Origin of the sequence: Mesorhizobium sp. M0016, assembly GCF_040324035.1 — a bacterium.
In the GTDB taxonomy this organism is placed as follows: Bacteria; Pseudomonadota; Alphaproteobacteria; order Rhizobiales; family Rhizobiaceae; genus Mesorhizobium.
Map to the genome: position 1 here is coordinate 346,750 of NZ_JAMYVM010000004.1, position 20,191 is coordinate 366,940.

Annotated in this window: 22 protein-coding genes and 1 riboswitch; of the genes, 10 read left to right on the forward strand and 12 right to left on the reverse strand. The window is 63.8% G+C overall.

The window, feature by feature from the left end; genetic code table 11:
- The first annotated feature begins 57 nt into the window (after window positions 1-57).
- Window positions 58-777 (forward strand): YdcF family protein, encoded by a 720-nt coding sequence (locus NKJ88_RS08985; protein ID WP_023824703.1) that lies wholly within the window; start codon window positions 58-60, stop codon window positions 775-777.
- A 92-nt stretch (window positions 778-869) separates the two neighbouring features.
- Here NKJ88_RS08985 and NKJ88_RS08990 read toward each other — a convergent pair whose 3' ends face one another.
- Window positions 870-1,502: a pyridoxamine 5'-phosphate oxidase family protein gene (locus NKJ88_RS08990; RefSeq protein WP_352443950.1), complete on the reverse strand. Its 633-nt coding sequence runs from the start codon at window positions 1,500-1,502 to the stop codon at window positions 870-872.
- Between the two features lie 114 nt (window positions 1,503-1,616).
- Between NKJ88_RS08990 and NKJ88_RS08995 the strand changes: the two genes are divergently transcribed.
- Window positions 1,617-2,522, forward strand: coding sequence for a LysR family transcriptional regulator (locus NKJ88_RS08995; protein ID WP_023673309.1), 906 nt, complete (start codon window positions 1,617-1,619; stop codon window positions 2,520-2,522).
- A gap of 115 nt (window positions 2,523-2,637) precedes the next feature.
- Window positions 2,638-3,447, forward strand: coding sequence for a lysophospholipid acyltransferase family protein (locus NKJ88_RS09000; protein ID WP_023673308.1), 810 nt, complete (start codon window positions 2,638-2,640; stop codon window positions 3,445-3,447).
- Window positions 3,448-3,516: 69 nt separating this feature from the next.
- Here NKJ88_RS09000 and NKJ88_RS09005 read toward each other — a convergent pair whose 3' ends face one another.
- From NKJ88_RS09005 to NKJ88_RS09015, 3 genes are all read right to left on the reverse strand, one after another.
- Window positions 3,517-4,131 (reverse strand): LysE family translocator, encoded by a 615-nt coding sequence (locus NKJ88_RS09005; RefSeq protein WP_023685346.1) that lies wholly within the window; start codon window positions 4,129-4,131, stop codon window positions 3,517-3,519.
- An 83-nt stretch (window positions 4,132-4,214) separates the two neighbouring features.
- The gene (locus NKJ88_RS09010; RefSeq protein ID WP_023685347.1) at window positions 4,215-5,162 is read right to left on the reverse strand and encodes an aldo/keto reductase; all 948 of its coding nucleotides are present in this window, start codon (window positions 5,160-5,162) and stop codon (window positions 4,215-4,217) included.
- A gap of 163 nt (window positions 5,163-5,325) precedes the next feature.
- A complete protein-coding gene (locus tag NKJ88_RS09015; RefSeq protein WP_023673305.1) occupies window positions 5,326-5,859 on the reverse strand; it encodes a gamma-glutamylcyclotransferase in 534 nt (177 codons plus the stop codon).
- A gap of 123 nt (window positions 5,860-5,982) precedes the next feature.
- On the opposite strand from NKJ88_RS09015, the gene NKJ88_RS09020 reads away from it, so the two are divergent.
- Window positions 5,983-6,981: a DUF2125 domain-containing protein gene (locus NKJ88_RS09020; protein ID WP_023685348.1), complete on the forward strand. Its 999-nt coding sequence runs from the start codon at window positions 5,983-5,985 to the stop codon at window positions 6,979-6,981.
- Window positions 6,982-7,105: 124 nt separating this feature from the next.
- On the forward strand, window positions 7,106-8,029 hold the full coding sequence (locus tag NKJ88_RS09025; protein ID WP_023685349.1) for a sugar kinase: 924 nt from the start codon (window positions 7,106-7,108) through the stop codon (window positions 8,027-8,029).
- A 7-nt stretch (window positions 8,030-8,036) separates the two neighbouring features.
- Here the strand turns inward: NKJ88_RS09025 and NKJ88_RS09030 are convergent, their stop codons facing one another.
- Together NKJ88_RS09030 and hisC are read right to left on the reverse strand one after the other, a co-directional pair.
- Window positions 8,037-8,972, reverse strand: a complete 936-nt coding sequence (locus tag NKJ88_RS09030) for a prephenate/arogenate dehydrogenase family protein (protein WP_023685350.1) — start codon at window positions 8,970-8,972, stop codon at window positions 8,037-8,039.
- A gap of 4 nt (window positions 8,973-8,976) precedes the next feature.
- Entirely contained in the window at window positions 8,977-10,086 is a 1,110-nt protein-coding gene (gene hisC, locus NKJ88_RS09035) for a histidinol-phosphate transaminase (RefSeq protein ID WP_023726966.1), read from the reverse strand.
- Window positions 10,087-10,212: 126 nt separating this feature from the next.
- A riboswitch (SAM riboswitch) is annotated at window positions 10,213-10,290 on the forward strand.
- A 60-nt stretch (window positions 10,291-10,350) separates the two neighbouring features.
- Between hisC and metX the strand changes: the two genes are divergently transcribed.
- Both metX and metW read left to right on the forward strand, forming a co-directional pair.
- Window positions 10,351-11,520, forward strand: coding sequence for a homoserine O-acetyltransferase MetX (gene metX, locus NKJ88_RS09040; protein ID WP_023685352.1), 1,170 nt, complete (start codon window positions 10,351-10,353; stop codon window positions 11,518-11,520).
- Window positions 11,517-12,131, forward strand: coding sequence for a methionine biosynthesis protein MetW (metW, locus tag NKJ88_RS09045; protein ID WP_023673299.1), 615 nt, complete (start codon window positions 11,517-11,519; stop codon window positions 12,129-12,131). Before metX ends, metW begins: the two co-directional genes overlap by 4 nt.
- Before the next feature lie 7 nt (window positions 12,132-12,138).
- Here metW and NKJ88_RS09050 read toward each other — a convergent pair whose 3' ends face one another.
- Window positions 12,139-12,459 (reverse strand): DUF1330 domain-containing protein, encoded by a 321-nt coding sequence (locus tag NKJ88_RS09050; RefSeq protein ID WP_023694041.1) that lies wholly within the window; start codon window positions 12,457-12,459, stop codon window positions 12,139-12,141.
- A 247-nt stretch (window positions 12,460-12,706) separates the two neighbouring features.
- On the opposite strand from NKJ88_RS09050, the gene NKJ88_RS09055 reads away from it, so the two are divergent.
- Window positions 12,707-13,642 carry a glycosyltransferase family 2 protein gene (locus NKJ88_RS09055; protein WP_023673297.1) on the forward strand — a complete coding sequence of 312 codons (936 nt, stop codon included), beginning with the start codon at window positions 12,707-12,709 and terminating at the stop codon, window positions 13,640-13,642.
- Window positions 13,643-13,693: 51 nt separating this feature from the next.
- Here NKJ88_RS09055 and NKJ88_RS09060 read toward each other — a convergent pair whose 3' ends face one another.
- The 3 genes from NKJ88_RS09060 to NKJ88_RS09070 all read right to left on the reverse strand — a co-directional run bounded on the left by NKJ88_RS09060 (window position 13,694) and on the right by NKJ88_RS09070 (window position 17,286).
- Window positions 13,694-14,482, reverse strand: a complete 789-nt coding sequence (locus tag NKJ88_RS09060) for a DUF1194 domain-containing protein (protein WP_023714977.1) — start codon at window positions 14,480-14,482, stop codon at window positions 13,694-13,696.
- 64 nt (window positions 14,483-14,546) lie between these two features.
- Complete coding sequence (locus NKJ88_RS09065) at window positions 14,547-16,367, reverse strand: ABC transporter ATP-binding protein/permease (RefSeq protein WP_352443951.1); 1,821 nt, start codon at window positions 16,365-16,367, stop codon at window positions 14,547-14,549.
- A 136-nt stretch (window positions 16,368-16,503) separates the two neighbouring features.
- Window positions 16,504-17,286, reverse strand: a complete 783-nt coding sequence (locus tag NKJ88_RS09070) for a class I SAM-dependent methyltransferase (RefSeq protein WP_023670688.1) — start codon at window positions 17,284-17,286, stop codon at window positions 16,504-16,506.
- A 117-nt stretch (window positions 17,287-17,403) separates the two neighbouring features.
- Between NKJ88_RS09070 and gloB the strand changes: the two genes are divergently transcribed.
- Together gloB and NKJ88_RS09080 are read left to right on the forward strand one after the other, a co-directional pair.
- Window positions 17,404-18,171, forward strand: a complete 768-nt coding sequence (gene gloB / locus NKJ88_RS09075) for a hydroxyacylglutathione hydrolase (protein WP_352443952.1) — start codon at window positions 17,404-17,406, stop codon at window positions 18,169-18,171.
- Window positions 18,172-18,191: 20 nt separating this feature from the next.
- Window positions 18,192-18,617, forward strand: coding sequence for a cupin domain-containing protein (locus tag NKJ88_RS09080; RefSeq protein WP_023706325.1), 426 nt, complete (start codon window positions 18,192-18,194; stop codon window positions 18,615-18,617).
- Here the strand turns inward: NKJ88_RS09080 and NKJ88_RS09085 are convergent.
- Entirely contained in the window at window positions 18,614-19,288 is a 675-nt protein-coding gene (locus NKJ88_RS09085) for a lysoplasmalogenase (protein WP_023824973.1), read from the reverse strand. The two genes, NKJ88_RS09080 and NKJ88_RS09085, sit on opposite strands and share 4 nt — an antisense overlap.
- On the reverse strand, window positions 19,285-20,172 hold the full coding sequence (gene yddG / locus NKJ88_RS09090) for an aromatic amino acid exporter YddG (protein ID WP_023824974.1): 888 nt from the start codon (window positions 20,170-20,172) through the stop codon (window positions 19,285-19,287). Before yddG ends, NKJ88_RS09085 begins: the two co-directional genes overlap by 4 nt.
- Between the last annotated feature and the right edge of the window lie 19 nt (window positions 20,173-20,191).

Sequence of the window (20,191 nt, forward strand, 5' to 3'; positions counted from 1 at the left end):
GTAACGCAATGTGCGCTTTTTTCCTTACCAAAAAGGCATTTCAGGATTAACCATAGGATGATGAACGCGCGGGAGTCGACCGGAACGGCTGGACAGATGCCAGTGGTGCGTTTGCGTGTGCGTACCGGGCTGGGCCGTTTGCGCACCGCCCTGCGTCTCGCCTCCCTCTGTCTACTGCTGCTGGTGGCCCTGTTTGCCGGTGGCTTCGGCTGGTTCGCCAGCAAGGTCAGCCACATGACGACCCCGACCAACCCGGCCAAGGCCGATGCGATCATCGTCTTGACCGGCGGTCAGGCCCGCCTCGACGCAGCACTCGATCTGCTTGCCTCCGGCAAGGGCGAGCGGCTGCTGATCTCAGGCGTGCATCCCTCTGCCAGCCGCCGCCAATTGCAGGCTGCTACCGGCGGCGACAAGGCGCTGTTTTCCTGCTGTGTCGACATCGACCGCGCCGCGCTCGACACGATCGGCAATGCCGAGGAAAGCGCTAAATGGGTGGAGAGCCACGCCTATGGCAGCATCATCCTCGTCACCAACAATTACCACATGCCGCGCAGCCTGCTCGAGATGGGCCGCCTGCTGCATGGCGCCAGGCTTGAACCCTATCCGGTGGTCAACACCAATCTGGACAATGGCGACTGGCTGACCAAGCCGGAAGCGCTACGCGTGCTTCTGACCGAATACAGCAAATACCTGCTGGCGCTTGCGCGCGGCGTCGTCCCGGTCCGCCAGACTGCCGACAGCGTCGCACTGGCCGAGGTTTCGACCGCCAAGGACTAAAGCAATTCCAGGAAAAGTGTGTAGCGGTTTTCCCGGGAAAAGCACGTACGCTTTCCCTTGGGAATTGGACAGACGACTCTGACGGCGCTCGATTACCCCTTGGCCGTGCCGTCTTCCGCGCCACGCAGCCGCGCAATCTCCTGTTCGAGGCTTTCAATCCGCTTGTCGCCTTCGGCGAGTGCGGCCGCGACATCGGCGGCCTCGAATCGCTGCGGAATGTGTTGCGGGCAATTGGCATCCCAGGCCGAGACGGTGAACAAGATGACCTGCTCGGGGCGCGCCTTGTAGTCCTGCGGCATCAGCCTTGCCAGAAGCTCGGCATCGTCCTCGACGACGCGCGCCGTGCCCCAGATCTTGACGCGCTGGCGATGCGCATAGTCGATCAGGAACAGGAATGCCTGGTTGTTGTCGGCGAGATTCCCCTGCGTGATGAACTGCCTGTTCCCGGAGAAATCGGCAAAGCCGATGGTCTTCTCGTCCAGCACCTTGAGGAAGCCGGCTGGCCCGCCGCGATGCTGGATGTAGGGCTGACCCTCGCCATTTGCCGTCGACAGGAAGACGCTGGTCTGCGCCGCGATGAAGTCGGCGAGGTCGGGCGTCATATGGGCGCGCCATCCGCCGCGCTCCTCGGCGCTGACATAGCCCTTGCGCGAACCTTTGCGGGTCTGGATCGCCTTGACCGTCGGCGTGAAGGCGACATCGCTGGTGAAAGTATGAGCATTCATGGAAGCCTCCGCGAGGCCGAAACAGGGCCATTGTACGCGAAGAGGTAGATCCTTCCATGTTTTGGATGTAGATGGCATAGTTGCAAGCTATCCTTCCAATTTCCGGAAGAAAGTATGGATCGTCTCGAAGCCATGTCGCTGTTCGTCGCCGCGGTGGAAGCGGGCAGCCTTTCCGCTGCCGGCCGCCATTTCGGCATTCCACTGGCAACGGTCAGCCGCAAGGTTTCCGACCTCGAAAAGCACCTCCAGGCGCGCCTGCTGAACCGTTCGACCCGGCAGCTCACGCTGACCGATGCCGGCCAGGCCTATCTCGCCGCCTGCCGCCGCATCCTCGGCGAGGTCGGCGAAGCCGAACGCACCGCTGCCGGCGAATACAGCACGCCGACCGGCGACCTGTTCATCACCGCGCCGGTCGTCTTTGGTCGCCTACACGTGCTGCCTGTCGTCACCGAATTCCTGGCGGCTTATCCTCAAGTCAACATTCGCCTGGCGCTGGCTGACCGGATAACCCAACTGGCGGAGGAACATCTCGACCTTGCCATCCGCATCGGCGAGCTTGCGCCTTCGAGCCTCATTGCCATCCGCGTCGGCGCGATCCGTCGCGTCGTGTGCGCCAGCCCCGCCTATATCGCCGCGCATGGCATGCCGCGGACGCCGGACGATCTGGCCGCGCATGAATGCATCAGTTTCGAAGGGCCTGCAGCGCTCGCCAGCTGGAGCTTTGCCGGCGACAAGGGCGAACTGATCGTGCCGATCCACTCACGGCTGCGCGTCAACACGGCGGAAGCTGCAATCGATGCCGCGATTGCAGGCGCCGGGATGACGCGGGTGCTCTCCTACCAGATCGCGGACGCAGTACGTTCCGGCGTGCTCGTCCCGGTCTTGCGACCCTTCGAGCCGCAGCCGTGGCCGGTGAGCCTCGTCCATGCCGGCCAAGGCCTGCTGGCGGTGAAACTAAGGGCGTTCCTCGATTTCGCCGCTCCGCGGCTGAAGCAGCGGTTATTGCAGGCGACGTGGTGAGTTGAGACTGGCTTGAGTCAGTGGCGAGCCGGCCTATGTCAGGCCATTGCGGCGTTTCCTTTTTGCCCGCGCTTGGTGTAACCAACGCACACCTCCTCAACGGGCCCTTCCCCGCATGCTCTATATCCGCTCGCTGGCGTTCAACTTCGTCTTCTATGTCAATCTGATCGTCCAGATGGTCCTCTGGACCCCTTACTACTTCCTCTCGCCACGCCATCGCGCCTGGTTCGTGCCGAAATTCTGGTCGCGCACCAGCCTGTGGCTCTACGACAAGATCGCCGGCACCAGGAGCGACATCACCGGCGTCGAGAACCTGCCGGAGGGCTCTTTCATCCTGGCGCCGAAACACCAGTCGTTTTGGGACGCGATCGCTTTCTTTCCCTTCCTCCACGATCCGCTTTATATCCTGAAGCGCGAGCTGACCTGGATCCCCTTCTTCGGCTGGTACATCCTGAAGATGCGGATGATCCCGGTTCACCGCGGCAGCCGCTCCAAGGCGTTGAAGCAGGTCGTTGCATCGACAAAGCAGGAGATGGGGCGCAATCCGCGCCAGCTGATTATCTACCCCGAAGGCACGCGCCGAGCGCCAGGCGACGAGCCGGCTTACAAATACGGCATTGTCGAGCTCTATACGCAGCTTGGCGTCCCGGTGGTACCGGTCGCCCATGTCGCCGGCCTCTATTGGCCTCGCCGCAAATTTTTGCGCTTTCCCGGCACCATCAAGGCCCGCTTCCTGCCGCCGATCCCGCCCGGGCTCGGCAAGGACGAATTCATGGACCGGCTGATCGGCGATACGGAAGCCGCCTGCGACCAGCTGCTGATCGAGGCATCGCAGGCTCCTAACCCGCCGCAAATGCCGCCGACGGCGGTCAAGCGGCTGGCCGAACTCGCCGCGGCCGCCAAAGCAATTCCAGGAAAAGTGTGAGCGGTTTTTTCCGTCCTGAATCGCGCCAAAACAAAAAAGACCAAAGCTTGATCTCTTCTGCGGGCCGGCTCAAGGCCACGCCGCCAGCGCCGTGGTCAGCACCAGCGTCGCCGCGAAGGCCAGATTGATGATCCGCGACGTCAGCGGCTGGCGCAGGGTGCGGGCGAAGGCCGCGCCGGCCAGCAGCCACAGCACATGGATGGCTACGATCATCAGGGTGAGAACCGCCAGCCTGGCCGGGATGCCGAGAGCTGCGGTCGCGGAGCCAGCAAGGACCGCAGCAATCGCCAGATAGGCTTTCGGGTTGGCAACGGCGAGCAGGAAGCCGCCGAGGAAGGTCGGCAGAACCGCGCTGCTGTCACGCGCGGCCAGCGGCGGCGCTGTCGCTATTCTGTAGGCGAGGTAGAGAATATAGGCGGCTGAAGCGACCGCCAGCACTGGCGCTACGCCCGGCATCGAGGTGAGGATAGCCTTGATGCCGGTGGCCACGACCAGCAGCACCGCGACCGTGCCTAAAATGATCCCCGATGTGTAGTGAAGCGAATTGCGCAGGCCGAAGGCGGCCCCTATCGCCGTGACGCTGATCGTCGCCGGGCCAGGACTGCCCATGACGACGGTTGCCGCCAGCACCAGCGCCAGCAATTGCTGCCAGGGCTGCGCCTGCGAAAGAATGTCTGCGGCCATGCTGCCTCTTCTCCACAATAATGGAGAACAGTGTGGCAAGGCGGACAGCCGTCGTCTTGAACGATCGTGCCGAACCTGCGCGGCTAGGCGCTGGCCTTGTCCAGCGCCACGAGATCCTCCGCGCTGAGCTTCAGCGATGCGGCGCGCACCAGGCTGTCGACCTGGTCCAGCGTCGTGGCGCTGGCGATCGGCGCAGTGATGCCGGGCTGCGCCATCACCCATGCGAGTGCTACTTCCGCCTGCTTGGCCGAATGGCGCGCCGCCACAGTGTCGAGTGCGGCCAGAATGCGCATGCCGCGCGCATTGAGATAAGCCTTCACGCCGCCGCCGCGTTCACTTTTGCCGAGATCGGCCTCGCTACGGTATTTGCCGCTCAAAAACCCCTTGGCGAGACTGAAATAGGTGATGACGCCGATATCCTCGGCCACGCACACATCATGCAGCGGCCCGTCGAAGGATGAGCGATCGTAGAGATTGTATTCCGGCTGCAGCACGCTGTAGCGCGGCAGCCCGCGCAGGCTGGCAACATCGAGCGCGGCGCGCAGCTGGCCGGCGTCGAGATTCGAGGCGCCGATATGGCGGACCTTGCCGGCAGCGAGCAGCTTCTGGTAGGCGCCGAGCGTCTCTTCATAAGGCGTGGTCGGGTCCGGCCAGTGCGACAAATAGAGGTCGATGACATCGGTCTGCAGTCGCTTGAGCGACGCCTCGACTGCCCTTTCGATATGGGCAGCGGACAGATCCTTCTTGCCTTGTCCCATATCCGAGCCGACTTTGGTGATGACGATGATCTTGTCACGGTTGCCGCGGCTTTTCATCCATTTGCCGATGATGGTCTCGGACTCGCCGCCCGCGTGGCCGGGCACCCAGCGCGAATAGGCATCGGCCGTATCGATAGCGTTGAGGCCGGCGCCGCCGAACCGGTCGAGCAGGTCGAAGGAGGTCTTCTCGTCCGCGGTCCAGCCGAAGACATTGCCGCCCAGGACCAGCGGCGCGATGGAAAGGTCGGTTTGACCGAGACGGCGTTTTTGCAAGACGGGGCTCCGTGGGCTGGCGGCGGGCGACCCGAATGCTTCGGGCCGCAGCTAAGCTAGGTCTCGCCGCGCCGAGGTCAAAGGCCTCAGCCAATTTTCCAGCGGGCCAGCGCTTCACAAAGGCGCGAGCGCTTCGCCTGCAGGCTCGCCGTGGTCCACTGGCTCACGAGGCGATCCGCTTCGCCACCTCTTCCAGCCAGTGGTCGCTGATACCCAGCGCCGCGAGATGCTGCAGCGTGTTGAGCACATAGTCCTCGTTGTTTCCGGACTGGCCGACGGCGCCACGGATAACACCTGCCGCATGCGCGGGGTCGAGCCCGCCGGCATACTGCTCATGCTGGCGGTCGACGATATAGGCAACCGCTTTCACTCTCTCTCCCGCGGCCGCCCCATTCCCGTCGAGGCTGATATCGAGCACACGCTCGAGGTAGACGCTGGTCACCAATTCGCGCTCGCGCAGATAGGTCAGCACCTCATCGCGCAGCTCGCCGGGCACGCGAAAGGCCAGCCCGATGCAGGAGCCGCCACGGTCGAGGCCTAGCACCAGGCCCGGCCGCTGGCGCGTGCCGCGATGCACGAAGGAATAGACGCAGAGCGACCGGCGGTAGCCGTAAAGCCGCGCGCGCCGTGTCTCGACATGGGCGAATCCCGGTCGCCAGATCAGCGAGCCGTAGCCAAAAACCCAAAAATCGCCCATATCGCCAAGCCTGATTGTACGAGAGTGACGCCGCCGCATCGGAATCGGTGCTCTTCTGTTCTTTTTGCTTTTGCGTAAGCCACAGTCCACCCGCAACACGCCCGCGTTAATGAAAGCCGCAGCATGACGTCAAGTGACGAGCGTCCGTCGAAGTTTCGCCGCCGGCTGATGTGGCTCGCTGCCTTGCTCGTTATGCTGTTCGGCGTCTACAGCGCAGTCTGGTTCTATGTCGCCGGTCGCGTCAGCAGCGAAGCCGACAAGGCGGTGGCCTCGCTCAAGGACAAAGGCATCGAGGCCGGCTGCGCCAACCTCACCGTCAGCGGCTACCCCCTGAGTTTTGCCATCTCCTGTGACAATCTGGCTTACGAGGACGACGCCAGGAACGTTGCCGCCTCGGCAGGCAGCTTCAACTTCGTTGCAGAGCTCATCCGGCCTTTGTCGCCTGCCGCCGAGTTGCGTGGGCCGCTGCGCACCTCGGTGCCGGGGATGGCGCCGCTATGGATCGACTGGGACAATCTGCAGGCCAATGCCAAGCTCTTCTGGCCCCTGCCCCGGAGCATTTCGCTGCAGGCGGAGAGCTTGTCCGGCCAGACGGATCCGGCCGACGACACTGATCCGGTTTCACTGTTCAGCGCCGGAACCGCGGCGGGCGAGTTGCGGCCCGACGGCCAGGACATCGGCTACGTCGGCAGCTTCACCGATCTTGAGATCGACGCCGACGCGATCGGCGGGCGCGTGCTGCCGCCGCTCGACGGCAGCGGCGACGCGACGCTGAAGAACGGCGTCGCGCTGATGAAGACGCAGGCCAGGAGCCTGCGCGGCCAGGCGGCCGACATCCACAAGCTCGATCTGTCGTCGGGAACCGCGCGCATCACCGTCTCCGGCCCGGTGTCGGTCGACGCCAACGGCCTGGTCAATGCCGACCTGACGATCAAGCTGCAGGATCCCAAAGCCGTGGCGGCAATCCTCGCCACCGCAATCCCCGAGCAGAAGAGCCAGATCGAGCAAGGCTTTGCCGGTCTGGCGCTGCTCGGCAACGAACCGTCGATGCCGCTCAAGGTGGTGAAGGGCAAGGTCTCGCTCGGCTTCATTCCGCTGGGCAAGATCAAGCCGCTCGATTAGAGCAATTCCAAGAAAAGTGTGAGCGGTTTTCCGTCCGGAATTCCGTTAAAACAAAGAGATAGAGCATGATCGCAAAGAGCGGGAACGGCTTTTGGGGAGAGATCATGCTCGAGCAAGCCGACGCATGAACCGACCGGTGAAACTGCTGAGCGTTGGCGCGCTGACGCTGGATACCATCCTGCGCGTCGAAACCCTGCCCACGCATCAGGGCAAGTTCATCGCCTCGGACGGCATCCAGATCGCCTCGGGCATGGCGACAAGTGCTGCCTGCGCCGCCCGCCGTCTCGGCGCCGAGGTGTTCCTGTGGGCAAGTGCAGGTGACGATGCCGTCGGCGACCAATTGCTGGCCGGCATCGAGGCCGAGGGCGTCGATTGCGGCTTTGTCCGCCGCGTCGAAGGCGCCCGCTCGGCGCTGGCCGCGATCCTGGTCGACGCTCATGGCGAGCGCATCATCGTGCCCTTCTACGACCCAAAGGCGCAGGCCGACCCCGAGGCGGTGCCTGTCGCCGATCTTTCCGGCTTCGATGCCGTGCTGGTCGATGTGCGCTGGCCGGGCGCCGCCGCTCTTGCCTTGACCGCCGCGCGCGACGCCGGTTGCCCGGCAATCCTCGACGCCGACACGGCGCCGCTGGAGGTGCTGGAGCATCTGTTGCCGCTGGCGTCGCACATCGTCGCTTCGGAGACGGCTGCACGCATTGTCTGCGGCCACGCGCTGGATCCCGAAACCGCCTGCGCCGACCTCGCCAGCCGCACAGACGCCTTCGTGGCGGTGACCGGCGGCGCCTCGGGAAGCTGGTGGCATGACCGGTCCGCCGGATGCGTGCGCCACATCGCGGCGCCGAAGGTCAAGGCGGTCGACACGCTGGCCGCCGGCGACGTTTTCCACGGCGCCTTTGCCGTTGGACTTGCTGAGGCCATGTCGGTCGAGCACGCGTTGCGCTTTGCCAGCGCGGCGGCCGCGCTCAAATGCCAGCGCTTCGGCGGCCGGCTGGGCGCGCCGGACCGGGCCGAGACAATGGCCATGGTCGCGGCGACCTGGCCCGTCTGAAACAGATTTAACTTTTCACCGGGTGCTCGACCGCCTGCCGGCCGAAATCCGGCACGTCGATATCCTGGCCGGCCTCGATGATCGAACGGCGAACGGCCCGGGTGCGGGTGAACAGGTCGAACAGCTTGTCGCCGTCGCCCCAGCGGATCGCCCGCTGCAGCGAGGCGAGGTCCTCCGAAAAGCGCGCCAGCATTTCCAGGATGGCATCCTTGTTGTGCAGGCACACGTCGCGCCACATGGTCGGGTCGGAGGCGGCCAGACGGGTGAAGTCGCGGAAACCGGAAGCCGAATATTTGATCACTTCCGACTTGGTCACCGATTCCAGATCGTCGGCCGTGCCGACGATGTTGTAGGCAATGATGTGCGGAAGATGCGAAACGATGGCCAGCGTCATGTCATGATGCTGCGGGTCCATCGAGTCGATGTTGGAGCCGCAGCGCCGCCAGAATTCCGACAGCTTTTCCAGCGCGGCCGGATCGGTTCCCGGCAGCGGCGTGAAGATGCACCAGCGGTTTTCGAACAGGTCGGCGAAACCCGCATCCGGGCCCGATTTCTCCGTACCTGCCAGCGGGTGCCCCGGAATAAAGTGCACGCCGTCCGGTACATAGGGCTGCATTTGCGCAATGACGGAGGCCTTGGTCGAACCGACATCGGTGAGGATGGCGCCCTTTTTCAGCCCCGGCGCGATCTCTTGCGCCACCTCGCCCGACGATCCCACAGGCACCGAGACGATGATCAGGTCGGCGTCGCGGACCGCTTCCCTGGCGCCGGTGGTGTAGCTCTCGCCAAGACCGAGCTCCTTCGCCCGCGCCAGCGTGGCCGGGCTGCGCGTCGCGATGGCGACATGGCGGGCCAGGCCCTCGCGGCGGATAACGCGGGCCAGCGACGAGCCGATCAGGCCGATGCCGACCAGCGCGATCTTTTCAAACATCGGTGATGTCATTGTTTCAGCTTTTCAGGAACGTCGTGAGGGCGTCGATAACGCCGCGATTGGCTTCTTCGGTGCCGACGCTCATGCGCAGCGCATTGGGAAAGCCATAGCCGGTAACGCGCCGCAATATATAGCCGCGCTGGGTGAGGTAGTCGTCCGCCGCCTCAGCCGAATGCTTCTTGTCGTCGGGAAAGTGGATGAGGACGAAATTGCCGACGCTGGGCGTCACCCTGAGCCCAAGCTTCGTCAGCTCTTCATTCAGCCAGGTAAGCCAGGTCTCGTTGTGCAACGAACTGCGCTCGACATGGGCGCGGTCGCGGATGGCGGCAATGCCGGCCTCGATCGCTGTTGCGTTAACGTTGAAAGGGCCGCGGATACGGTTGATGGCATCGACGATGTGCAGTGGGCCATACATCCAGCCGATGCGCGCGCCGCCAAGGCCGAGCTTGGAGAAGGTGCGGGTCATGACCACATTCTGTGCGCTGCCCGCCAGCTCGATGCCGGCCTCGTAGTCATTGCGCCTGACATATTCGGCATAGGCCGCGTCGAGCACCAGAAGCACGTTGCCCGGGAGCGTGGAATGCAGGCGGCGGACCTCCTGGAACGGCAGATAGGTGCCGGTCGGATTGTTGGGATTGGCGAGGAAGATGATTTTGGTCCGCGGCGTCACCGCGGCCAGGATCGCGTCGACGTCGGCGCGCTCCTCGGTTTCCTTCACAGCAACCGGCTTGGCCCCCGCCGACTGAATGTAGATCTTGTAGACCATGAAGGCATGTTCGGTAAAAATCGCCTCATCGCCTGGCGCCAGATAGGTCTGCGCCAGCAGGCCCAAAATCTCGTCGGAACCGTTGGAGCAGATGATGTTTGCCGGGTTGAGGCCATGCACCTCGGCGATCGCCTCGCGCAGCCGGCGGGCGGTGCCGTCGGGATAGACATCGAGCTTGCCAGCCACTTCGCGCGCGGCCTCGATCGCCTTCGGCGACGGGCCGAGCGGGTTCTCGTTCGACGACAATTTATGGACCTTGGCGACGCCGGCCGGTGCCGTGCTCTTGCCCGGCACATAGGCGTCGATGTCCATAATGCCCGCGCGGGGCGTCGGCCGTGCCTTGTCCGCTGTCTTGTCCATGTCGCAAATCCATCGAGAATGCCTCCGTCCGGAGGCCGCAGCGGAAATACAAGCCGTAGCCGCGAATGTCGAGAGGCGGGCAATAGCTGGCCGTTGACGCCGGGCCGCACGAGTTCTAGAAGAACGCAACAGTTCCGTGGTGATTTGGCCGGTCGGCTTGCAGCCACGTTAAACAACTCGCTAAAGGGCCGTTTGCGTGACGTAACCGGCTTTGCGATCGCACTGCCGGTTTTTTATTGCCTGACGGCGGGCAAGGAGAGTCACATGGCCGCGCTCCGCGCTACAAAAACCAACAACGAGGCCGACAACCCGTCGAGCCCTGTGTTGCGTTTTGGCCCTGACAAGCCGCTGAAGCTCGACGCCGGCACGCTTTTGTCGCCGTTCCAGATCGCCTACCAGACATATGGCGCCCTCAACGATGCCCGCACCAACGCCATCCTGGTCTGCCACGCGCTGACCGGCGACCAGCATGTCGCCAGCACCAATCCGGTGACCGGCAAGCCCGGCTGGTGGGAAGTGCTGATCGGTCCCGGCAAGATCATCGACACCAACCGCTTCTTCGTCATTTGCTCCAACGTCATCGGCGGCTGCCTCGGCTCCACGGGTCCGGCCTCGACCAATCCCGCCACCGGCAAGCCCTACGGCCTCGACCTGCCAATCATCACCATCCGCGACATGGTGCGGGCGCAACTGATGCTGGTCGACCATTTCGGCATCGAAAAGCTGTTTTGCGTGCTCGGCGGCTCGATGGGCGGCATGCAGGTGCTGGAATGGGCATCGTGCTATTCCGAGCGCGTCTTCTCGGCCCTGCCGATCGCCACAGGCGCACGCCATTCCTCGCAGAACATCGCCTTCCACGAGGTCGGCCGGCAGGCCGTCATGGCCGATCCGGACTGGCATGGCGGCAAATATTTCGAGCACGGCAAGCGCCCGGAAAAGGGGCTCGCCGTGGCGCGCATGGCCGCCCACATCACCTATCTGTCGGAAGCCGCCCTGCATCGGAAATTCGGCCGCAATCTGCAGGACCGCGAAGCGCTGACCTTCGGTTTCGACGCAGATTTCCAGATCGAAAGCTATCTGCGCCACCAGGGCATGACATTCGTCGACCGCTTCGACGCCAACTCCTACCTCTACATGACCCGTTCGATGGATTATTTCGACCTCGCCGCCGACCATGGCGGCCGGTTGGCAGATGCCTTTGCCGGGACCAAGACCCGCTTCTGCCTGGTGTCCTTCACCTCGGACTGGCTGTTCCCGACCGAGGAGAGCCGCTCGATCGTGCATGCGCTCAACGCCGCCGGCGCCTCCGTCTCCTTCGTCGAGATCGACACCGACCGCGGCCATGATGCCTTCCTGCTCGATGAACCCGAACTGTTTGCCGCCATCAAGGGCTTCATCGGCTCGGCGGCCCGCGCAAGGGGGCTCGCCTCATGAGCGTCAATGGCAGCCAGCGCGTCGACCTCGAAGTCGTGGCCAACCTGATACCGCCGCAGTCGCGGGTGCTCGATGTCGGCTCCGGCGACGGCCTGCTGCTCGAACTCCTGCAGGAGACCAAGCAGGTCGACGGCCGCGGGCTGGAGCTGTCACAGCGCGGCGTCAATGAATGCGTGGCGCGCGGTCTCTCGGTCATCCAGGGCGATGCCGATACCGACCTCGAATTCTATCCAGACAAGGGTTTTGACTTCGTCGTCCTGTCTCAGACGCTGCAGGCGACCCGCAACCCGAAGCTGGTGCTCGACGAGCTGCTGCGAATCGGCAACCGCGCCATCGTCTCCTTCCCCAATTTCGGCCACTGGCGGGTGCGGCTGTCGCTGTTCGTCAATGGCCGGATGCCGGTGACCGCGGACCTGCCCTATTCCTGGTACGACACGCCCAACATCCATTTCTGCACCATCCGCGACTTCGTCAATCTGGTCGAGGAACTCGGCGCTTCGGTCGAGAAAGCCACCGCGCTCGACGGCAACGGCCAGAAGATCGGACTGTCGATGCCATGGTGGTTCTGGAATTTCTTCGGCCAGCAAGCGGTGTTCTTGCTGAAGCGGTAGTTTGCCCCTATTCCAGCACGTCCGTCGCCTTGTGCGGGTGCTGAACGCCATCGGCGATGATCACATCGGCGTGGGAGTTGTCGGTGCGCAAGGCCAGAATCTCCCGATAGGCTGATGAATCGTACCAGCCCCACGCATGCGCCCTGTCCGGAAACTCGATGACGATCAGATGCCCGGGCCATTCGTTTTCGACCACGTCCATGTCGCCGCCGTGGACAAGGAAGCGGCCGCCGAACGGCTCCAATGTGGCGTCGATCCTCTGCAGATACTCGACAATCTGCGGGCCCATTGTGACTTGACGCATATGGGCGACGGCGTAGGCGGCCACGGCTGAACTCCCTGTGAGATCGAAGCCCGACGACCGGCTTCGTTGGCGCAATCTGCAGACATGATGGCCATCGGTCGATTACGTCTGGGGTAATCGGCCGGCTTACGGCGTCCTGGCTCAACAGTTTGTGATGACATTGCCGCTGGTTTTTTGTAGCGTCGAATCGAATGCCATCCCGGGGTAAGGCTTGGACGGCGACCATCAAAACCTCCGGCCTCCAGGCATTTCGGGGCACAATCGAAGCAACATGTCCAAGGCAACCGACCTCGCTCCGCTGATCTCGGTGATCACACCGACGCACAATCGCCGCAGCAAGGTGGTGCGCGCCGTGGAGAGCGTGCTGGCGCAGAATTTTCCCCGGTTCGAACACATTGTCGTCGATGACGGCTCGACCGACGGTACGGCAGCCGCACTTGCCGAAATCCGCGATCCACGGCTGATCTATGTTGGCTCGAAATGGCGCGGCGCCAATGCCGCCCGCAATGCCGGCATCGAGCGGGCGCAGGCGCCGGTGGTGACATTCCTCGATTCCGACGACGTCTATTTGCCGGATCGCCTGGCGCGGACGCTGGAGCAGTTCGACAACAATCCCTCACTCGAAGTGCTGATCAGTTCCTTCGTGTCGCTGAAGGGCAATCGCCGCACCAACTGCGTCAACCGCGAGGCGCTGCTGAGCCGCGACTCGCTGGAGCGGGCCCTTGTCGCGCAGACCATCTTCATTGCCGGGTCGGCAATCACCGCCCGGCGCGAGTCGCTGCTGGCCATCGGCGGCTACGACAGTGACGTCACGCGCATGCAGGATCGCGAATTGTTGCTGCGCTTTGCCCGTCGCAGCGGCGCGCAGCTGTCCGAAGTGATCGACTGGAAAAAGTACAACTCGGAGAATTCGATCTCCGGTCGCCGGGACGGCTATGTCGAAGCCTATGCGAGCTTGATCGACAAGCACCCCTATATCGCCGACCGCTACCCCTACATTCCGCCTTACATGATCGCCCGGCAGCTCATCGCCGATGCACTCAAGGGCAGGGTTTCGCAGGCGTTCTCCGGCTATATGGCCAACCGGTCGTCGAAGGCGCTTGGCTATTCGCTGCCGCAGCTGTTGCGTGGCTATGTCGGCGGCCGGCGCTGGCGCCGCGATCTCTATGCCGAATTTCGCGACAAATACGGTGCACGGCCGGCCTGAAGTTTGCCGACAAGCCGCGCAGCGGCTTTCCCCTCCGAACTGCCTCAAACCTCATTTGTCGAGTTCCGGCAGATATGGGTCGGAATATAGCCGCCGGTCGCGTTCGCCCTGTAGGCAGTCCATGGGTGCGGCGGCATCGATCGGGACCACGGTCGCATCGGCGATGCCGCTCACCTCCAGGATCAGCTTGCGGCGTATGGCGGTGGCGAATTCCGAGGCCGCATAGATCGGCAACACGAAGGAGCCTGGCCCACCGGTGACGCAGTCGTCATAATACTGGTCGAGATGGCTGAACGTCGGCGACGGGCTGATCAGGATCGGCAGGCCGTTGATGACGATGCCCTTGGCCACCGCCGCATCGCGTGTCGTGGCGACGGGCAGCCCGGTGTTGTTGGGACCGTCGCCGGAAATGTCGATGACGCTGCGTGGCGCATCGAACCCCGTGCCCTCGAACAGCCCGGCGCCGAAGGCAAGCGCACCGGAAATCGAGGTGCCGCGAAAGCTGCGGAACGGCCGCGCTTCTATTCTGTCGGCGAAGGCGTTGGCGCTCTCTGCGCTGTCGATCACCTGCCAGGCGATGACGCCATCCTCGCGCACGACGCCCGCCCATTCGAAATAGGCAAGCGCGATGCGCCCGGTGGTTCCCGAGCGCACGGCCTTGATGAAATCGGGATGCCTGAGCGCCTCGACATAGCCAGCGCGCTGCAGCGCGAACTCCCTCTCGTCCATCGACTGTGATATGTCGACGGCCAGCACCAGTTCGACATCCACGGCAACGGCCGGGGCAGCCACGGGCGTGGTGCAGGCAAGGCAGGCAAGCAGGCTGAGCGCATCGAGCATGGCCGCACCACGGATGTTTCGACCCGTGAATCTTCGCCGCGATCGCGGCGAAATAAAGCCCCTTCTACTTCTTTCGCCGCACGGCCGCTTTCGGCGGCGGGTCGATGGCGCCGGTCCTGACTCGGGCGGGTTTCAATGGCGCAGCACCCGTATCCTTCACGATGTTCAATGCGCGTGGAAAGAAATGACCATTGTGCAGTCCGCGCCCGATGTTGAGGATCGCGGTTTCCGGCAGGCGTTTCTCCAGCATGGACAGTACCCTTCGCAGCGAAGGACCATCGAACGCGTCCATCGCTTCGTCGATGATCACCCATTTCGGCTGCCGCAAGGCCAGCCTGGCGAAGGCCAGCGACCGCTGTTCGTCATCGTTGAGTTCCCGCTCCCAGCGTGCGGAACGGTCGAGCAAGGATGACAGCCGCTCGAGGCCGACCTCGGCCAGCACCGCCCCAAAATCAGCATCGCCAGCCGGCGCCGAGCCATTCGGATGCAGCACTTCGCGTAACGTGCCGGCAGGAAAATACGGAACACGCGGCACGAAAATCGGCGTTTCTCCGGCCGGCAAGCCGATCCGCCCGCTGCCCCAGGGCCAAAGGCCGGCAATGGCGCGGAAGAACAATGTCTTGCCGGCGCCTGGGTCGCCGGTGATCATGACGCGCTCACCGGGATGGATCTCGACATGGCTGTCTGAAAGTTTGGTGCAGCCCTCCGGCGAGGCCACTTGGAGCTTCTCGAAGGTCAGGCTGCCATTGGCGTTATCGCCGAATTCGATGCGCTTTTCCTTGTCGTGCAACACATCGGTTTCATCGAGCGCAATGCGGAAGTCGGCAACGCGCATCAGCGTGGCGCGCCAGTCGGCGATGCCGCCGATATTGTTGATGAACCAGCGCAGCGACGAGTGCACCTGGTTGAAGGCGCCGACCGCCATCATCAACCCGCCAAAGCTGATATCGCCTGAAAAATAGACCGGCGATGCCACAAGGATCGGCGCCACCACGGTGATCCAGCCATAGGTATCGGTCACCCAGGAAAGGTTGATCTGCGCTTTGTAGATGTTTCGCAACGCGCCCAGCACCGTGCCAAGGTCGATTTCGAGCCGTCTCTTGGCATCGGCTTCGCCGTGATAGAGCGCGATGGCGTCGACATTCTCGTTGACGCGCACCATCCCGGAACGCAGCTCGGCCTCGCGGGTGTAGCGGTCGCTGTTGAGGCGGATCAGCGGCCGCCCGACCAGCCAGCTCAGCCAGGAGGCGATGCCGGCATAGAGGAACGCGGCCCAGACCATGTAGCCCGGTATCGCCAGCGACCAGCCGTTGATGTGGAAGACGAAGCCCGACGAGAGTTGCCAAAGCACGCCGACGAACGACACCAGCAGGATGAAGGATTGCAGCAGGCCGACGCCGAGGTCCGTCGACAGATCGGACAGATGCGCGGCATCCTGCTGCATGCGCTGGTCGGGATTGACGCCGATGGCGCCGGCATTGGCGAGCCGGAAGGCCCGCGCCGGCCGCATCCATTGGTCGATCAGGTCGAGCGTCAGCGCCTCGCGCAGCTTCAGCCGGATCATCTGGTTGAGCCAGGTCTGAGCGATGTTGAGCAGGAGCAGCGTGCCGGCAATCACGGCAAAGATCATCAGCTGATGCAGGAAGGCCGCCATGTCGCGACGCGCCAGCGCATCGTAGAAAGGCTGGTTCCAGCGGTTGAGCAGAACCTGGCCGATCGACGTGGCGACGATGACCGCCATAATGCCGACCGACGTCCAGACCAGCCACTTGCGCACCGGTGAGCCTACCAGCGCCCGTTTGATCGTCGCCACCTGATCGCGCAGGCTGCTGGCTTCGACGGTTGCCGGCTGAGCGGTGGCGGACTTGTCCGGTTGATCAGCCATGCACGAGGTCCTTGCGTTCAGAAGCGTTGCTGAACCAGATGGAGAGACTTGAAGGCATCCGCCGCTCAAACGGACCGCGAATGCATCTGCGACAGATAGGTGGGAAAAACCCACGCAACACCAGTTTTCATGATGATCACGAAGGTGTCACCTGACGCGTCGTCGATGTCACCCCTTCCGCCCGGCGGCCAAGCCGCGTCGCACCGTGCGGTGACAGTACCGGCACGAAGACACGGCGCGAGGCGCGCTGCGCGACCGGCACGCCCTGATAGAGCCGCTTCTGCGCCTCGACCACGATGACGCCGGAAAAGATCGGCCAGAACCGCCGGCCGGCGCGCTCCAGCACATTGTGGAACCGCATCATGAAGCGCCGCGGCGATGGCGGGAAGAACAGCGCGTCGGACCAGGAAGCCGGTGTGAAATTCGCCTCGCGCAGCAATTCTGTCAGCTGGCCGCGCGAGAACGGCCGGCCATTGCCGAACGGCGTGTGCTCGAACCGCGCCCAGACACCGCGCCGGTTGGGCACGACGATGACGACGCGCCCTGCCGGCGACAGCACCCGCCAGATCTCGTTCAGCGTCTCGCGCGGGTTTTCGACATGTTCGAGCGAATGCACGAGCAGCATGCGGTCGATGCAGGAATCGACCAGCGGCAATTCCTCGTCGAAGACCAGCGCCGTAGCCGTCGGCCCGTTCGCCGGCCAGACGACGGCGCCTTGCGTAGCAGGCATGAAGGCAAACACCCGCTCGGCATCGGTGCCGAACCGCTCCAGCCACGGCAAGGTATAGCCGAGCCCGACCAGCCGCTCATTGGGCACTGTTGCCCATATTGAGGACAGCGCCATGGTGATCGAGCGTTCAGCCAGGCGGCCGAGCGTGGTCGAATAGAAGGAGCGGAGATCGACGATATCGGAATGCATGCGCGGGACGGTAGCTGCGATGCCGCCCAAGTTCAACAAAGCCGGCACGTTCTGCAAAGCTAGATGACATCAGCGGCCAAGCGCCCTATGTCTGCGCCAACAGATGGAGAGATGCCAATGCCCGTCGAAATCGAACAGTTCATGTGCCGCAGCGACAATTTCGGCGTGCTGGTGCATGACCCGAAAAGCGGCGAGACCGCCATTATCGACGCACCCGAAGAAGCGCCGATCATTACCGCTATCGAGCGTACCGGCTGGAAGCCGACAATGATCCTGACCACCCACCACCATGTCGACCATGTCGAGGCCAATCTGGCGCTGAAGGAGCGCTTCAAGCTGCGCATCGTCGGACCGGAGGCGGAAAAGGAAAAGATCCCCGGCATCGACGAGACCGTCGGGCAAGGCTCGGTCGTCCATCTCGGCGGTGAGCGGATCGATGTCATCGCCACGCCCGGCCACACTGCGGGCCATGTCTCCTATCATTTTCCGGCCTCGAAAGTGGCGTTCACCGCCGACACTTTGTTCGCGCTCGGCTGCGGCCGGCTGTTCGAATGCAAGCCGCCGGTGATGTATGAGTCGCTGAAGAAGCTCGCCGCACTCCCGGCCGACACGGTCATCTATTGCGGCCATGAGTATACGCTTTCGAACGCCCGCTTTGCGTTGACCGTCGACCCGACCAATTCGGCGCTGAAAGAACGCGCCGCCAAGATCGAGACCCTGCGCGCCGACAACAAGGCGACGCTGCCGACCACGATCGGCGAGGAATTGTCGACCAATCCGTTCCTGCGCTGGCACGACCCGGCGATCCGCAAGCATCTCGGTATGGAGGCGGCCCCGGACGCCGAAGTGTTCGCGGAAATTCGCAAGCGCAAGGACAATTTCTGAGCATCGTTCCGGGATCAGCCATGACCAGCGCCGCTGAAATCATCGCCACGCTCGGCCTCAAGCCGCATCCGGAAGGCGGCTGGTATGCCGAGACCTTTCGCGACGGCGCCGGGCGGGGCCATTCGACGGCGATCTATTTCCTCCTTGAACAGGACCAGATTTCGGCCTGGCACCGGGTCAAGGACGCGGCCGAGGTCTGGCATTTCCATGCCGGGGCGCCGCTGGCGCTGTCGATGTGCGAGGAAGGTAGTCCAATGCTTAACCAGGTGATCGAGCAGGTGCTCGGCATTGAACTTGCGGCGGGCGAGCGGCCGCAGATCGTTGTGCCGGCCGGCTGGTGGCAATCAGCGCGCAGCCTCGGCGAATGGACGTTGGTCGGCTGCACCGTGGCGCCGGGCTTCGACTTCGCCGCGTTTGAAATGGCCGAGCCGGGCTGGCAGCCTTAGGCCAGAAGAAAACCAAGAGTTATGCAGAGCTGGGCGGCATAGTAGAGCACCCAGACCGCATAACGGATGCCGGCGCGATAGGGTGCTATTGCCGGAACCAGGAATTTCTCCGCGGCAAGCAGCCCGTCCGATGCCATGAACATAACAGCGCCGCCGATGACCCACGGATTGTCGAGCGTCAACGCCGAGATGCCCATCGCCAGAATGGCCGCGATATAGACGGCGACCGGCACCCGCAGGCCGGGACTGACACGGCGCCAGAGCGCCGCCAGCATGACGACTGCGAAGGCCGCCATGGCAAGCGCGATGGCGCCGCGCCATGTCTCGGTGCTGAGCACATCCAGCCCGCCGCCGCCGCGCAGGAAAAGCGGCACATAGAGGACATGCGCCGCAAGGAAGCTGGCCAGCCCGCCGAGGAAGGCCTTTTCGCCGTCACGCGACAGGAAGGCGTCGCCGACGGCGCTGAGCGCCAGCGCCGCGACGAGCAACAACTGCCCACCTTGCATGAAGGCCAGCGCCGCAAGCATGGCCACGGACAGCGTCTTTGCCGCCGAGCGGGCCAGCGTCGGCCGCATATCCAGGGTGAGGGCGTAGATCACCGCCGCCACCAGCGAAAAAATCAATGTGGCGTTGGCATTGGCGTCGATGCCGCCGGCAAACGGCATCGTCATGCGCTTGCTCCACCCGTTGCCGCCTTGCGCAGGAACAACGATTTCGCCGCCAGCGCCGCGCCGCCGGTGATCAGCACGCAGGCCGCCAGGATACGCAGCGACGGCTCGGCAACGCCCGCCGCGATCAGCACCAATGTCGACAGCAGTGGCGCCGCATAGCTTGCCGCGCCGAGCACCTGGATGTTGCCTCGTTTGACGCCGATATCCCAGGCGTAGAAGGCGGCACCCACCGGCATCAACCCCAAACCAACCACCGACAGCCACTGGCCAGGGCCATCGGGCAGCACCGTCTTTTCCAGCAGAAGATGGCAGATGAGGGACAGGGCTGCCGTGGCGGCGCAGAACCAGGTGACGATCGAGGTCGGCACCGCCGGAAAGCGCCGCGACAGCAGCGAATAGGACGACCACAGCAGCGCACAGACGGCCGCCATCGCATAGCCGAAGGTGTAGCGAGCATCGAAGGCGAGGCCGCCACCCTTGGTGACGATCAGCACGGTCCCGGCGAGCCCGAGCAGCGCGCCGACGACATGGTTCCAGGCCAGCTTCTCGCCCGGCATCAGCGCTGATCCCAGCACGATCAGCAGCGGCCACAGATAGGCGATCAGGCTTGCCTCCACCGCCGGCGCGTTGCGCAGCGCGGTGAAATAGAAGAAATGGTAGCCGAACAGTCCGGCAATGCCGATCACCCAGACCTGGCGTGGGATCTTCAGGCTTTTATCGGCCGCCGGCATGAACAGCCGGGCAGCCATCCCGACCGCGGTGCCGATGGTGAAGGTGATGGCCGAGAGCAAGAATGGCGGCACGGCGCCCGACGCATCGGTGAGCAACGCCAGCAGCGCCCACATGGCGACCGCCGAGAAACCGATCAGTGTTGCGCGCCCCATGCCCGTCTCCGGCGACTCG

Excerpts from the sequence above, each read along its gene's own strand:
- NKJ88_RS08990 (WP_352443950.1), bottom strand. The coding sequence starts at position 1,502 with ATGAATGCTCATACTTTCACCAGCGATGTCGCCTTCACGCCGACGGTC.
- NKJ88_RS09055 (WP_023673297.1), top strand. The coding sequence starts at position 12,707 with ATGTCCAAGGCAACCGACCTCGCTCCGCTGATCTCGGTGATCACACCG.
- gloB (WP_352443952.1), top strand. The coding sequence starts at position 17,404 with ATGCCCGTCGAAATCGAACAGTTCATGTGCCGCAGCGACAATTTCGGC.
- hisC (WP_023726966.1), bottom strand. The coding sequence starts at position 10,086 with ATGGACAAGACAGCGGACAAGGCACGGCCGACGCCCCGCGCGGGCATT.
- NKJ88_RS09025 (WP_023685349.1), top strand. The coding sequence starts at position 7,106 with ATGAACCGACCGGTGAAACTGCTGAGCGTTGGCGCGCTGACGCTGGAT.
- NKJ88_RS09085 (WP_023824973.1), bottom strand. The coding sequence starts at position 19,288 with ATGACGATGCCGTTTGCCGGCGGCATCGACGCCAATGCCAACGCCACA.
- NKJ88_RS09060 (WP_023714977.1), bottom strand. The coding sequence starts at position 14,482 with ATGCTCGATGCGCTCAGCCTGCTTGCCTGCCTTGCCTGCACCACGCCC.
- yddG (WP_023824974.1), bottom strand. The coding sequence starts at position 20,172 with ATGGGGCGCGCAACACTGATCGGTTTCTCGGCGGTCGCCATGTGGGCG.
- NKJ88_RS08995 (WP_023673309.1), top strand. The coding sequence starts at position 1,617 with ATGGATCGTCTCGAAGCCATGTCGCTGTTCGTCGCCGCGGTGGAAGCG.
- NKJ88_RS09015 (WP_023673305.1), bottom strand. The coding sequence starts at position 5,859 with ATGGGCGATTTTTGGGTTTTTGGCTACGGCTCGCTGATCTGGCGACCG.
- NKJ88_RS08985 (WP_023824703.1), top strand. The coding sequence starts at position 58 with ATGATGAACGCGCGGGAGTCGACCGGAACGGCTGGACAGATGCCAGTG.
- NKJ88_RS09005 (WP_023685346.1), bottom strand. The coding sequence starts at position 4,131 with ATGGCCGCAGACATTCTTTCGCAGGCGCAGCCCTGGCAGCAATTGCTG.
- NKJ88_RS09065 (WP_352443951.1), bottom strand. The coding sequence starts at position 16,367 with ATGGCTGATCAACCGGACAAGTCCGCCACCGCTCAGCCGGCAACCGTC.
- metX (WP_023685352.1), top strand. The coding sequence starts at position 10,351 with ATGGCCGCGCTCCGCGCTACAAAAACCAACAACGAGGCCGACAACCCG.
- NKJ88_RS09000 (WP_023673308.1), top strand. The coding sequence starts at position 2,638 with ATGCTCTATATCCGCTCGCTGGCGTTCAACTTCGTCTTCTATGTCAAT.
- NKJ88_RS09080 (WP_023706325.1), top strand. The coding sequence starts at position 18,192 with ATGACCAGCGCCGCTGAAATCATCGCCACGCTCGGCCTCAAGCCGCAT.
- NKJ88_RS09030 (WP_023685350.1), bottom strand. The coding sequence starts at position 8,972 with ATGACATCACCGATGTTTGAAAAGATCGCGCTGGTCGGCATCGGCCTG.
- NKJ88_RS09020 (WP_023685348.1), top strand. The coding sequence starts at position 5,983 with ATGACGTCAAGTGACGAGCGTCCGTCGAAGTTTCGCCGCCGGCTGATG.
- NKJ88_RS09070 (WP_023670688.1), bottom strand. The coding sequence starts at position 17,286 with ATGCATTCCGATATCGTCGATCTCCGCTCCTTCTATTCGACCACGCTC.
- metW (WP_023673299.1), top strand. The coding sequence starts at position 11,517 with ATGAGCGTCAATGGCAGCCAGCGCGTCGACCTCGAAGTCGTGGCCAAC.